We start from the raw sequence: 13,342 nt of genomic DNA on the forward strand, positions 1-13,342 counted from the left end.
ATGGGTATCGATCTTCCGCTGATCTGGGCCGTGATCATCATCTTCGGCGTCATGATGTACGTGGTGATGGATGGTTTCGACCTGGGCATCGGCATGCTCTTCCCCTTCGTCAAGGACGAGCATGACCGCGATGTGATGATGAACACCGTCGCCCCGGTATGGGACGGCAACGAGACTTGGCTGGTGCTGGGCGGCGCGGCACTGTTCGGCGCTTTCCCGCTGGCCTACTCAGTGGTGCTCGAAGCACTGTACCTGCCGTTGATCCTGATGCTGGTGGGGCTGATCTTCCGCGGCGTGGCCTTTGAGTTCCGCTTCAAGGCCCGAGCCAACAAGCGCCACATCTGGGACAAGGCGTTCATCTGGGGTTCGCTGGTGGCGACCTTCTTCCAGGGCGTGGCCCTGGGCGCCTTCATCGAGGGCTTCAAGGTGGTCGATCGCAAGTTCGTCGGCGGCACCCTGGATTGGCTGACGCCGTTCACGCTGTTCAGTGGCCTGGGCCTGATCGTCGCCTACTCTCTGCTGGGCTGCACCTGGCTGATCATGAAGACCGAAGGGCCATTGCAGAAGCAGATGCATGATATCGCTCGGCCACTGGCGCTGGTCCTGCTGGCGGTCATCGGTGTGGTCAGCCTGTGGACGCCGATTGCTTACCCGCAGATCGCCGAGCGCTGGTTCAGCATGCCCAACCTGATCTGGTTCATGCCAGTGCCGATCCTGGTGCTGGTGACGTTCTACGGCCTGCTGCGGGCGGTGGCACGCGATGCCCACTACACGCCGTTCCTGTTGACCCTGGTGCTGATCTTCCTGGGCTACAGTGGACTGGGCATCAGCCTGTGGCCGAACATCATCCCGCCGTCGATCAGCATCTGGGACGCCGCGGCGCCACCGCAGAGCCAGGGCTTCATGCTGGTGGGCACGCTGTTCATCCTGCCGTTCATTCTTGGTTACACCTACTGGAGCTACTACGTGTTCCGCGGCAAGGTGACCCATGAAGATGGCTATCACTAGGAGCGCATCGTGATGAACGTCGAAGAGAAAAAGCCGCTCTGGCAACGCCTGGGTTGGCTGGTGCTGATCTGGGGGCTGAGCGTGGCGGCGCTTGGGGTGGTGGCTTATGGCATGCGCATGTTCATGAATGCTGCCGGCCTTAGTACCCACTAGGTTGCGAGGGCTGCGGTGCAGCCCTATCGCGGGCAAGCCCGCTCCTACGGGACCAGTAGGAGCGGGCTTTTCTCGTTTTCTACTGGGTGTTTATTTCCGGGCCTTGAGCACCACGAACTTCGGCGTCGCCGCCACCTGCTCGACCCCTCGGAACAACCGCGCCAGCTTGCTGTGATAGCCCAGGTGGCGGTTACCGACGATGTACAGCGCCCCACCGACTTCCAGCGCCTCCCGGGCCTGCTGGAACATGCGCCAGGCGAGAAAGTCGCCCACCACCTGCTGCTGGTGGAACGGCGGGTTGCACAGCACCACGTCCAGCGATTGTTTCTCCTGGCCGGCCAGGCCATCCGCGGCCCTGATCGTCACTTCGCGCTCGCCCAGCGCCGCCTGCCAGTTCTCCCGCGCCGACTGCACCGCCATGTACGACTCGTCGACCAGGGTGAACTGTGCATCCGGGTTGGCCAGGGCGCAGGCGATCGCCAGCACGCCATTGCCGCAGCCCAGGTCGGCGACCCGGGCACGACCCAAGTCGCGTGGCAGGTGCGGCAGGAAGGCGCGGGTGCCGATGTCCAGGCCTTCGCGGCAGAACACATTGGCGTGGTTGACCAACTCAAGGGCCGGGCTGTCCAGGCGGTAGCGGCTGGGGTAGGGCGAGCGTGCGGTCGGGCGTTCGCCGACGCTGGCAATCAGCAGACGCGCCTTCTTCTGCGCCAGCGACGCCTGGACCGGGCCGATGTATTTCTCCATCAGGTCGCCGGCGGCGCGGGGCAGGTGCTTGATCATGGCCCCGGCGATCACCTGGGCACCGGGCGCCAGTTGGCCTTGCAGGCGGATCAGCTGTTCCTCGAGCAGGGCCAGGGTCTTTGGAACACGCACCAGCACACGGTCGAACGGGCCAGGGAAGGTCTCGCTGGCCGGGATGAAGGGCACGCTGTCGAACGGCCTGCCGTTACCCGCCAGATTCTTCTCCAGGGCCAGGTGCGCCAGGTGCGAGTCGCCGCTGCTGGTCACCTGCACATGCCCCGCGAGGCTCGCGGCAAGGGCGCCGAAGCTGTCGTTGAGCACCAGCACCCTGCAGCTCGCCTGTGGCACCTGGGCGGCCAGGTGTTCCAGCAGGTACTGGTCGGCGGCGTCGAAGGCCAGCAGCGGGTCATTGGCCTGGGCCGGCTGGCGGATCAGGTCGAGGTCGGCGAAGGGGCTGTTGAACAGGGGCATGACGTGGGGCTCTGCTGCGAATCCTGCCCGGCGCGCTGCGCGGCGGGCTTGCGGCGGGTGATTCTACAGGGCTTTGCGCCTGGGTGGGGGACGGGCTGTCAGAGCAGGCCGCGCAAGGCGGCGATGGCGATGGCGCCGGCCTTGTTGGAGGCGTTGGTCTTGGTGATCACGCTGCGGATATGGAAGTTCACGGTACTGGTGGAGAGCGAGAGGATCATCGCCACGTCGGCGGCGGTCTTGCCGGCGGCGGACCACTTGAGTACTTCGAGTTCGCGCTCGCTCAGTTGCGGGATCGGGCTGCACTTCTGCAGATGATGCGCGCAGAGAACAGCGTGCAACGTGTTGCACAGCCACATCACCTGGGCACTCTTCGCGAAGAGTTCTTCACGGGTGATTACACCCACGGGTCTGGAGACGCTCAACTGACTTTCATTGTGCTGCTGGTCATGTATCGACTGACTCCAGCCATGGGTCATGCCATACGCTGAGGCGGCTTCACGCAGTTGTGGTACCTCACGGTAGAGATCGTCGTTCCAGACGAGTGGCAGTGTTGTGTGGTGGCATTTTGATACTGTCGGGTCTATTTTGATGAAGTCCTCAGCTTGGTAACGCTCATTCCAGGCACCTGGATAGTTGTTGTAGAGGATTACCTGTGGACCACGGGCTGCCACGTGGAGGTGCAGTGCCAAGCCAACGAACTCCATGTTGAGTGCCTGGGCCAGTTTCACCGCATGGCTGAATAGCGCTTTCGGCTCCCGCTCATCCAGCAACTGCTGGAGTTGCTCGCTTTTCCAATGTGGCATCGCTGAAGCTCCTGCGCTTGGCGTTGGATCCAAAAACGGCGGTGTACGGAGCGAAGTGTAGGAAATCTCCTAACGCTGTGCTGGGTTTTTTCGCTATAGCTGTCACGCCTTCTTAGCTGATTACGGTCACTCCCGATCGATACCTTACAAACCGACGGTGTTTATCTCCGGCGCTTTGCGCGAAACTGTGCGCATCTGATCCATGGAGCCCGTCATGACCGCCAGCGCCGACAAATTCACCCGCCAGACTCTGCTCGACGTCCAGCCCCTGACGCCCAACCTGTTTTCCCTGCGTGTCACTCGCGATGCCGGATTCCGTTTCCGCGCCGGCCAGTTCGCCCGCCTCGGGGTGAGCAAGGCCGATGGCAGCGTGGCCTGGCGCGCCTATTCCATGGTCAGTGCGCCCCATGACGAGTTCCTCGACTTCTTCTCCATCGTGGTGCCGGGCGGTGAATTCACCAGCGAACTGAGCCGCCTGGGTGAAGGCGATACCTTGCTGATCGACCGTCAGGCCTTCGGCTACCTGACCCTCGACCGTTTCGTGGGGGGGCGCGACCTGTGGTTGCTGGCCACCGGCACCGGCATTGCGCCGTTCATGTCGATTCTGCAGGACTTCGAGGCCTGGGAGCGCTTCGACAACATCAAGCTGGTGTACTCGGTGCGCGAGGCGAAGGAGCTGGCGTATGTGGACGAAATCGCCGCGCTGGAGCAGCGCGACTACCTGGCGGAGTTCGCGGGCAAGCTGCAGTTCATCCCGGTGGTGACCCGAGAGCAACACCCGGGCGCGTTGAATGCGCGGATCACCACGCTGATCGAGAACGGTGAGCTGGAAAAGGCGGCGGGGCTGGCGCTGTCGCCGGAACATTCGCGGATCATGCTGTGTGGCAACCCGGAAATGATCGACGAGACACGCAAGGTGCTCAAGGCGCGCGACCTGCAACTGAGCCTGAGCAAGCGGCCGGGGCAGGTGGCGGTGGAGAACTACTGGTAAGGATCAACGGCGCCTTGAGGGTCGTCGTCACTGGGGCCGCCGCGAAGCGGCCCCAGTCGTTTTGTGCTTCAGGGCTGTCGGTTCTGCGCCTTGAGCAGGTCGCGAATCTCGGTCAGCAGGGTTTCCTCGGCGCTCGGCACCGGCGGTGCGGTCGGGGCCACGGCTTCTTCGCGCTTGAGGCGATTGATCACCTTCACGCCCATGAAGATGGCGAAGGCTACGATGATGAAGTCAAGGATGGTCTGGATGAATTTGCCATACGCCAGCACCACTGCGGGCACATCACCTTCGGCGGCCTTTAGCGTGATGGCCAGGTCGCTGAAATCCACCCCGCCGATCAGCAGGCCGATCGGGGGCATGATCACGTCGCCGACAAAGGAAGAGACGATCTTGCCGAACGCCGCGCCGATAATGATACCTACCGCCATGTCGACGACATTTCCCTTGACCGCGAAGGCCTTGAATTCACTGAGCATGCCCATGCTGTATTCCTTTGTTACGAATGGAGAGGTAACCGCAGTGTAAGCCACTAAAACGCTTCATGCGCGATGTTCGCAGCTACAGACTGTGTTTAGAGCGAATAGTTTTGTCGCCTGCCGCGGCCTCCGGGACACGTCCGTGTTCGGCTATCATGGCGGTTTTTCCCAGGAGACCCGCCCATGGCCAAGGCCAAGCGCTTGTATGGCTGCACAGAGTGCGGCGCGACCTTCCCCAAATGGGCCGGCCAGTGCGGTGACTGCGGTGCCTGGAACACCCTGGTCGAGACCATGATCGAAAGCGGCGGCGCCGCGGCGCCGAGCGGGCGGGCCGGCTGGACCGGGCAGCAGGCACAGATCAAGACCCTGGCCGAAGTCAGTGTCGAGGAGATTCCGCGCTTCACCACCAGCAGCACCGAACTCGACCGCGTGCTCGGCGGTGGCCTGGTGGACGGCTCGGTGGTGTTGATCGGCGGTGATCCGGGGATCGGCAAGTCCACCATCCTCCTGCAGACCCTGTGCAACATCGCCACGCAGATGCCGGCGCTGTATGTCACCGGCGAGGAGTCGCAGCAGCAGGTGGCCATGCGCTCCCGGCGCCTGGGCCTGCCCCAGGACCAGCTCAAGGTCATGACCGAAACCTGCATCGAGACCATCATCGCCACCGCGCGCCAGGAAAAGCCGCGGGTGATGGTCATCGACTCGATCCAGACCATCTTCACCGAGCAGTTGCAGTCGGCCCCGGGCGGTGTCGCCCAGGTGCGCGAGAGCACGGCGTTGCTGGTGCGTTACGCCAAGCAAAGCGGCACGGCGATCTTCCTGGTCGGCCACGTCACCAAGGAAGGCTCGCTGGCCGGGCCCCGGGTGCTCGAGCACATGGTCGATACCGTGCTGTATTTCGAGGGCGAGTCCGATGGCCGCCTGCGCCTGCTGCGGGCGGTGAAGAACCGCTTCGGCGCGGTCAACGAACTGGGCGTGTTCGGCATGACCGACCGTGGCCTGAAGGAAGTCTCCAACCCCTCGGCGATCTTTCTCAACCGTACCCAGGAGGAAGTGCCGGGCAGCGTGGTCATGGCCACCTGGGAAGGGACCCGGCCGATGCTGGTGGAGGTCCAGGCGCTGGTCGACGACAGTCACCTGGCCAACCCGCGCCGGGTGACCCTGGGCCTGGACCAGAACCGCCTGGCCATGCTGCTGGCGGTGCTGCACCGGCACGGCGGCATCCCTACCCATGACCAGGATGTATTCCTCAACGTCGTCGGTGGTGTGAAAGTGCTGGAAACAGCCTCCGACCTGGCATTGCTGGCTGCGGTGATGTCGAGCCTGCGCAACCGTCCGCTGGCCCATGGCTTGCTGGTATTCGGCGAGATCGGCCTGTCGGGCGAGGTGCGGCCGGTGCCCAGTGGCCAGGAGCGCCTGAAGGAGGCCGCCAAGCATGGCTTCAAGCGCGCCATCGTGCCCAAGGGCAACGCGCCCAAGGAAGCGCCCGCCGGCTTGCAGGTGATTGCCGTAACCCGTCTGGAACAAGCGCTGGATGCACTTTTCGAGTAGTGCTGTTTCTTGCAAGTGATTCTCAATAACCAGTAGCATACCGCCACCTTGCGACCACCCCATGGAGAGCGTGTGGCGGAGTTCGACCTCAAGCGGCTGTTCACGAAGCACGCGAAAAACCTTCAGGGCCTGCTCTCGCGCAAGGTGCGCGACCCGCAGTTGGCGGCCGACCTGGTGCAGGACAGCTTCCTGCGCCTGGCCGAGCAGCAGCGTCACGAGCCCATCGAAAACGCCCAGGCCTACCTGTACCGCACGGCGCACAACCTGATGATCGATCACGTGCGCCAGCAGCAGCGACGCAAGACTGACACGGTGCCCCACGAGGCCTTCGAGGCGATCGTCGAGGACACCCCTGGGCTTGAGGAGCAGGCCGTGCGCGAACAGCACCTGCGCCGCCTGCAGGCGATCCTCGGTGAGCTGCCCGAGCGCACCCGGGAAATCTTTCGCCTGAACCGCCTGGAGGGCATGACCCACGCCGAGGTCGCCCGGCACCTGGGGATCTCCGACAGCTCGGTGCAAAAGCATCTGGCCAAGGCCCTGGCCTATGTGATGCAGTGCCTGCAGGAAACCGAATGACCAACGGTTTACTGACAAATGCCGCTTCAGACGTCAGCCCAGACATAACCAGATCGCGAGAGAACCGTGTGAGCAGCCAGAACGAGCAAGCCATCCGCGAGCAGGCCGCCGAGTGGGTGGTGCTGCAGCAGGCCGGTCCCCTGAACCCGGCGCAGCAGCACGCCTTGGACCAGTGGTGCGCCAGCGATCCCCGGCATGCCCGTGCCTATGGGTTCGCCCAGGCCACCTGGGCTGACCTTGGGCAATTGGCACGCTTGCCCGCCGTCTCGAGCGCTCGCCCCACGACTCCCCTCCAGGGCAGCCCGATGCGGCGACGGCGACCTCGGTTGCGCCGGGCTGTCGCCAGCGCGGCGGCGCTGTTGCTGGCCGTGCTGGCCGTGCAGCAAGGGCCGCAGGCCTGGCTAGGTTGGCGCGCGGACTACCTGACGGGTATCGGCGAGGTACGCCGGGTGAGCCTGCCCGATGGCAGCCAGGTCGAACTGGACAGCCGCAGCGCCGTCCAGCTTGCCTTCGACGATCAGGAGCGCCGCGTGCGCCTGTTGTTCGGTGAAGCCATCTTCACTGCCGCACCGGTCACGTCCCGGGACGCACGCCCGTTCGTGGTCGAATACGCCGGGGCTACCAGCCGCGCCCTCGGTACACGCTTCGTGGTTGGCGCGGCGGGCGAGGGGGGCTGGGTCGGCATGCTGGAGCACAGCGTCGCGGTCGACCTGCAGGTGCCGCCGTTGCAGGGGCAGGCCAGTCAGTTACTGGAGCAGGGCGACAGCCTGCGCTATGACCAGCACAAGGGGGTACGACCCTGGCCGGGTCACGATCTGCGGCGAGCCACGGACTGGCAGCGCGGAGTGCTGGTGTTCGAACGCCAGCCGCTCGCCGAGGTGGTCGCCCGGCTCAATCGCTACCGTGCAGGCCAGTTGGTAGTTGCCAGTGACGCACTGGCCCGGCGTGAGGTCAGCGGCGTATTCCGCCTCGACCAGCTAGGCACCGCCCCGGTGGTGCTCGGTGAAGAGCTCAAGGCCCGGCTGATCGAGCTTCCAGGCTTGGCCGTGCTGTACTGAATGCGGCTTCGGTAAAATACTTTCAATTTAATTTACTGACTTTTCCTGCGCAGCTCGTCTGATTGTTGAGATTGATTTTCATTACTAGAAAACGCCAACAACGGACGAGCAACCGCAGTGAGCACGCCACGACAACAATCCTTGCGCCCTCTGGGCCGCCTCGCCCTGGCCGGCAGCCTGGTCCTGGGCAGCTGTGTACTGCCGATGGGGATCGGCCAGGCACACGCCGCCGATTCGCCAAGCACCGCCAGCCGCAACCTGGTGCGTTTCGACATTCCGGCCCAGTCGCTCGACAGCGCGGTACTGGCCTACGCCGAGCAGTCCGGTGTGCAGGTGTTCTTCGACAGCCGCAAGCTGGCCGGCCTGCGCAGCGAAGGGCTGCAGGGCAGCTACCCGGCCGAAGAGGGCCTGCGCCAACTGCTGCGCGGCATGCCAGTACGCTACCGCTTCAGTGCCGCCGGGCAGGTCGGCCTGGAGCGAATCGTCCAGGACGGCGAGGCGCTGGAGCTGGGCGCGACCCATGTCGATTCGCAGCGCGATGGTGATTGGGTGTACCAGGCCCCGCGATCAGTGAGTGTCATTACCCGTGAGCAGATCGAGCAGCGCGCCCCACGTCATGCCGCCGACCTGCTCGAGCAGACCGCGGGCGTGTACACCGCCGTCAACCAGCGCGACCCCGGACTGTCGGTGAACATCCGCGGCGTGCAGGACTATGGCCGGGTCAACATGAACATCGATGGCATGCGCCAGAACTTCAACGTCAACGGCCACCAGCAGCGCAACGGCGTGATGTTCATCGACCCGGAGTTCATCCAGGGTGTCGAGATCGACAAGGGCACCTCGGCCGGCATGGGCGGCGCCGGGGTGATCGGCGGCATCGCCAGCTTCAACACCGTCGATGCCCGCGACCTGCTCGGTCCGGGAAAGGAAATCGGAGGGCGCCTGCGCGCCGGCCACGGTATCGGCGAGCAGGGCAATGGCACCTACTTCAATGGCAGTGCACTGTTCGCCGTCGGCAATGAAGCCGGCGATATCCTGCTTGGCCACAGCGAACGGCATTTCGGCAACTACCGCAGCGGTACGCAGAACGCCGACAACCTGGGCACGCAGATCCGCGGCAAGCTGGAGAACCGCGAGGCTTGGAAGAGCTGGCTGCACGGCGAAGTGGGGGCGATGGACAGCGTGACCCGTTCGCAGCTGTTCAAGCTCGGCCTCAACCTCGCCGACGACCAGCGCCTGCAGTTCAGCTACATCGAGACCGACACCGACAGCAAGGACGCCTGGACCTACAACGACAGCAACGCCAACCGCTATTACTACCGGGTCACCGGCACCAACGACATCAATGCGAAGAATGCCGCACTGGACTACAGCGTAACCCCGGACAACGACCTGATCGACTTCAAGGCCAAGCTGTACTACGTGACCACCCGCCAGGACCGCTGGAACGCCGACAACCTGTCCAGCGCCGCCACCGGCAACCGCGTCGAGGCCTACACCGACCGCTTCCAGACCGACACCTGGGGCCTGCAGCTGCAGAACACCTCGCGCTGGCACCTGGGACAGGCCGACACCCTGAGCTTCAACTACGGCACCGAGCTGTTCCAGGACAGCTTCCGCCCCAGCACCGAGCGCGTCGCCGCAGTCAACGAGGTGGAGTCGCTACCCTACGTGCAGGGCGCCAACCCCAAGGGCAAGCGAGTGATGGCCAGCCTGTTCGGCAAGGTCACCTACGAGCATGACGACTGGCTCACCCTGGATGCCGGGCTGCGCTACGACCGTTATCGCCTGAGCGGCAAGACCGGGGTCACCACCTGGATGTACCCTGAAGGCGTCACCGAGGTCGGCCTTACCCGCCAGCAGACCCACATGATCTTCGACGAGGACACCGAGGAGGGCCGCTTCTCGCCGACCTTCGGTATCGCGCTCAAGCCCGGGCCGGACTGGCTGCAGGTCTACACCCGCTGGGGCCGTGGCTGGCGCCCGCCAGCGGTGACCGAAGTGTTCATGAGCGGCCGCCCGCATGCCGGCGGCAGTGCCGAGATGGTCTACCCCAATCCGTTCCTCAAGGCCGAGGAGTCGCACAACTGGGAGTTGGGGCTGAACATCTTCAAGGAGTCGCTGCTGCGCGACGGCGACCGTTTCGGCGCCAAGGTCGCCTACTTCGATACGCGCATCGACAACTTCTCGTTCCTCGACACCAACGTCTCGCTGCCCGGCAGCAGCGTGGCGGGTATCGCCCTGGGCCGTTCGGCCTACCAGAACAACCTGGAGACCACGCGATTTCGCGGCGTGGAGTACAGCCTGGACTACGATGCCGGCGCCTACTACGGCCAGCTCAGCTACACCCACATGATCGGCAGCAACGAGTTCTGTTCCAACCAGTTCTACATGGGTGGCGCACAGCGTTTGGTCAGCGCCGGCACCGTCATGCGCCCGGTGCGGGTGGGCAGCCGCATCATCATGCTGCCGGTGCGCGTATCACGAGCCGAGGGCGCCAGCGACACCAACAACATCGTCAGCTGCGGCGACATCATGGGCAACGCCTCGTACATGCCCGCCGACCGTGGCGCCCTGACCCTGGGCATGCGCCTGCTCGAGCGCACCCTGGATGTGGGCATGCGGGTGCGCTACAGCGAAGGCAACGGCGAGAACCTCAAAAGCCATACCTACAACCAGATCGACCAGGCCCAGTGGCCGCAGTACACGGTCTACGACCTCTACGCCAGCTACTGGATGACCCCCAGCCTGAACCTGGCCCTGTCGTTGGAGAACGCCACCGACGAGGCCTACTTCGTGGCCATGGGCGACGGCAACAACCTGTCGCTGGCCCGCGGCCGCACCTTGAGCGGCATGCTCGAGTACCGCTTCTGAACCAACCGGGTTTGCCCATTCCGGGCGACGCGAAGGCACGGAACGCGCCTTCGTCATCACTGTGCAACAACGAGGAACCGTCATGACCCTTTCCGTTAACTACGACGCCGCCTTCGCCAGCTCGACCGTCGACGACTACCTGGCCTTCTGGAGTGCCGGCTTCGTCACTGCCGGCCATGGCTACAGCAACACCGGCGGCTTCAGCAACGGCACCTTCGATGGCGACCAGTACGCCACCCACGGTCGCAACAACTCGGACTACGCCTTCATCGCCGACAGCGACAGCGCCAACGGTCTGCACTATGTGTTCGACCCGTCCAAGGCCCCGGGCGACAACCTCAACCACTACCTGTGGGGCTCGCTGGACAACGTCTCCCTGGGCGAAGTGCTCGGTGGCGGCAGCGGCAGCGACTTCAGCCTGGGCAACTACGTGGTCAGCTTCAACGGCCTGGACCTGGATGCCGCGCAGGGCGCCGGGCGTGCCGGCAACGAAGTACAGGGCGTGATCTACGGCCTGATGCAGGGCAACACCTCGGCCCTGGAAGGCGTGCTGGACAACCTGCTGGCCGGTTATGGCGTCTCCACCAACAACACGTTCGCCGAGATCGGTGCGGCCCTGGCCGCCGGCCCGGCTCACGCCGCTGCCGCCGAAGCGGTCGGCGTGCAGGCGCTGCCCGAGGACCTGGCCCTGGCGGCCTGAGCACAGGCATGAAAAAGCGAATGGAAGGTCACCCCGCCATTCGCTGATCTGATGCACTTACCCCGCAGCCCGTGTCTTTGCCGGGCCCAGGCTGCGGCGGTGCGAATTCTGTGGCGACGACAGGGCGAATGCAATCGCCGGTCGGCGCCTTCTACGAGGTTTCCAACCAATGCGAACCGCTCCCACCGCGGCCAACGAAGTGCTGCGGGCGCTCAGGGCCTGCCGTGCCGGGCTTGGCAACGTCGCGCTGTTCACTGCGGTGATCAACGTGCTGATGCTGGCCCCGGCGCTGTACATGCTGCAGGTCTACGACCGGGTCCTGTCGTCGCGCAACGAGATGACCTTGCTGATGCTCAGCCTCATGGTGCTTGGGGTGTTCGCCTTCATGGGTCTGCTGGAGTGGCTGCGCAGCCAGGTGGTAATCCGCCTGGGCACGCGCATGGACATGGACCTCAACCCACGGGTGTTCGAGGCCGCCTACGAGGCCAGCCTGGCCGGGCACAAGGGCGCCGCGGGGCAGATGCTCGCCGACCTGACCGCGCTGCGCCAGTTCGCCACCGGCCAGGCCCTGTTCGCGTTCTTCGATGCGCCGTGGTTCCCGGTGTACCTGCTGGTGATGTTCATGTTCAGCCCATGGCTCGGCCTGATGGCGCTGCTGGGGGCGGTGCTGCTGACGCTGCTGGCCTGGGTCAACGAGCGCCTGACCCAGGCGCCGTTCGCCGAGGCCGGGCAGCTGTCGCAGCAGGCCGGCCTGGAGGCCAGCGCCAACCTGCGCAACGCCGAGGTGGTCGAGGCCATGGGCATGCTGGCGCCGGTTCGCCAGCGCTGGGCGCGCCTGCACCATGGCTTCCTGGCCCGGCAGAACCTGGGCAGCGAGCGCACCGCGGCGATCACCGCGCTTACCAAGACCGTGCGCCTGGCTCTGCAGTCGCTGGTGCTTGGCCTGGGGGCCTGGCTGGCCATCGAGCAGTTGATCTCGCCGGGGATGATGATCGCCGGTTCCATCCTCATGGCCCGGGTGCTGGCACCCATTGACCAACTGATCGGCGCGTGGCGCCAATGGAGTGGTGCGCGCCTGGCCTATCAGCGCCTCAGCGAGCTGCTGCGGGCCCAGCCGCCGCGCCCGGCGGGCATGCCGCTGCCGGCACCGCTCGGCAAGCTGACACTTGAGCAGGTGGGGGCGACGCAGCCGGGCAGCAGCCGTCTGTGCCTGAACAACCTGGGCTTCGAACTGCCGGCGGGCGAGTCACTGGGAATCATCGGCCCGTCCGGCTCGGGCAAGTCGACCCTGGCGCGGCTGCTGGTCGGCGCCGTTGTTCCGGCGAGCGGCAAGGTCCGCCTGGATGGCGCGGACCTGAGGGTCTGGGACCGTGGCGCGCTGGGGCAGCATATCGGCTACCTGCCCCAGGATGTGCAGCTGTTCGCCGGCAGCATCGCCGATAACATCGCCCGGCTCGGCGCGGTGGATGCCCAGCAAGTGGTGGCCGCGGCGCAGCTGGCGGGTGTGCACGACATGATCCTCAAGCTGCCGGGAGGCTATGACACGCTGTTGGGGGAGGGCGGGCTGGGCCTGTCCGGCGGCCAGCGCCAGCGCATCGGCCTGGCGCGGGCGCTGTATGGGCTGCCGGCGCTGATCGTGCTCGACGAGCCCAATTCCAATCTCGATGAGGCCGGGGAGCAGGCGTTGGTCGAGGCCATTGCCAGGCTGCGCGAGCACAAGCGCACATTGATCCTGATCACCCACAAGTCCTCGCTGTTGGCCGGCCTGGACAACCTGCTGATGCTCAAGGGCGGCCAGTTGCAGGCCTTCGGCCCCACCGCCCGGGTGCTGCAGGACGCACAGCGGGCCGCCCGGCCGGCTCCCGCCCCCGTCGCGCCATCCTCCACACGCAACCCTATCGGCCTGAGCGTCACCTTCGGCCAGCCAAGAGCCTGAC

12 protein-coding genes are annotated in these 13,342 nt (G+C 65.2%); 9 read left to right on the forward strand and 3 right to left on the reverse strand.

Features of this window, described 5'->3' with window-relative positions:
* Together cydB and ACVWZ5_RS20710 are read left to right on the forward strand one after the other, a co-directional pair.
* Positions 1-1,008: a cytochrome d ubiquinol oxidase subunit II gene (gene cydB, locus ACVWZ5_RS20705; RefSeq protein ID WP_062575238.1), complete on the forward strand. Its 1,008-nt coding sequence runs from the start codon at positions 1-3 to the stop codon at positions 1,006-1,008.
* Between the two features lie 12 nt (positions 1,009-1,020).
* Positions 1,021-1,161: a DUF2474 domain-containing protein gene (locus tag ACVWZ5_RS20710; RefSeq protein ID WP_023630574.1), complete on the forward strand. Its 141-nt coding sequence runs from the start codon at positions 1,021-1,023 to the stop codon at positions 1,159-1,161.
* 90 nt (positions 1,162-1,251) lie between these two features.
* On the opposite strand, the gene ACVWZ5_RS20715 is transcribed toward ACVWZ5_RS20710, so the two are convergent.
* Together ACVWZ5_RS20715 and ACVWZ5_RS20720 are read right to left on the reverse strand one after the other, a co-directional pair.
* Positions 1,252-2,376 (reverse strand): methyltransferase, encoded by a 1,125-nt coding sequence (locus ACVWZ5_RS20715; protein ID WP_062575237.1) that lies wholly within the window; start codon positions 2,374-2,376, stop codon positions 1,252-1,254.
* A gap of 98 nt (positions 2,377-2,474) precedes the next feature.
* Positions 2,475-3,179 (reverse strand): autoinducer binding domain-containing protein, encoded by a 705-nt coding sequence (locus ACVWZ5_RS20720; protein ID WP_062575236.1) that lies wholly within the window; start codon positions 3,177-3,179, stop codon positions 2,475-2,477.
* A gap of 214 nt (positions 3,180-3,393) precedes the next feature.
* Between ACVWZ5_RS20720 and ACVWZ5_RS20725 the strand changes: the two genes are divergently transcribed.
* The gene (locus tag ACVWZ5_RS20725; RefSeq protein WP_062575235.1) at positions 3,394-4,170 is read left to right on the forward strand and encodes a ferredoxin--NADP reductase; all 777 of its coding nucleotides are present in this window, start codon (positions 3,394-3,396) and stop codon (positions 4,168-4,170) included.
* Between the two features lie 68 nt (positions 4,171-4,238).
* On the opposite strand, the gene mscL is transcribed toward ACVWZ5_RS20725, so the two are convergent.
* Positions 4,239-4,652 carry a large-conductance mechanosensitive channel protein MscL gene (gene mscL, locus ACVWZ5_RS20730; protein ID WP_011535791.1) on the reverse strand — a complete coding sequence of 138 codons (414 nt, stop codon included), beginning with the start codon at positions 4,650-4,652 and terminating at the stop codon, positions 4,239-4,241.
* A gap of 177 nt (positions 4,653-4,829) precedes the next feature.
* On the opposite strand from mscL, the gene radA reads away from it, so the two are divergent.
* The 6 genes from radA to ACVWZ5_RS20760 all read left to right on the forward strand — a co-directional run bounded on the left by radA (position 4,830) and on the right by ACVWZ5_RS20760 (position 13,341).
* Positions 4,830-6,197, forward strand: a complete 1,368-nt coding sequence (gene radA / locus ACVWZ5_RS20735; RefSeq protein ID WP_028691337.1) for a DNA repair protein RadA — start codon at positions 4,830-4,832, stop codon at positions 6,195-6,197.
* A 72-nt stretch (positions 6,198-6,269) separates the two neighbouring features.
* Positions 6,270-6,773 carry an RNA polymerase sigma factor gene (locus tag ACVWZ5_RS20740; RefSeq protein WP_028691338.1) on the forward strand — a complete coding sequence of 168 codons (504 nt, stop codon included), beginning with the start codon at positions 6,270-6,272 and terminating at the stop codon, positions 6,771-6,773.
* Positions 6,774-6,841: 68 nt separating this feature from the next.
* The gene (locus ACVWZ5_RS20745; RefSeq protein WP_457340817.1) at positions 6,842-7,831 is read left to right on the forward strand and encodes a FecR family protein; all 990 of its coding nucleotides are present in this window, start codon (positions 6,842-6,844) and stop codon (positions 7,829-7,831) included.
* A gap of 204 nt (positions 7,832-8,035) precedes the next feature.
* Complete coding sequence (locus ACVWZ5_RS20750) at positions 8,036-10,705, forward strand: TonB-dependent receptor (protein ID WP_280070909.1); 2,670 nt, start codon at positions 8,036-8,038, stop codon at positions 10,703-10,705.
* Positions 10,706-10,787: 82 nt separating this feature from the next.
* A complete protein-coding gene (locus tag ACVWZ5_RS20755; RefSeq protein ID WP_062362109.1) occupies positions 10,788-11,405 on the forward strand; it encodes a heme acquisition protein HasA in 618 nt (205 codons plus the stop codon).
* Positions 11,406-11,574: 169 nt separating this feature from the next.
* Complete coding sequence (locus ACVWZ5_RS20760) at positions 11,575-13,341, forward strand: type I secretion system permease/ATPase (protein WP_457340818.1); 1,767 nt, start codon at positions 11,575-11,577, stop codon at positions 13,339-13,341.
* Position 13,342 lies beyond the last annotated feature (1 nt).

The organism is Pseudomonas sp. TE6283, from assembly GCF_054060555.1.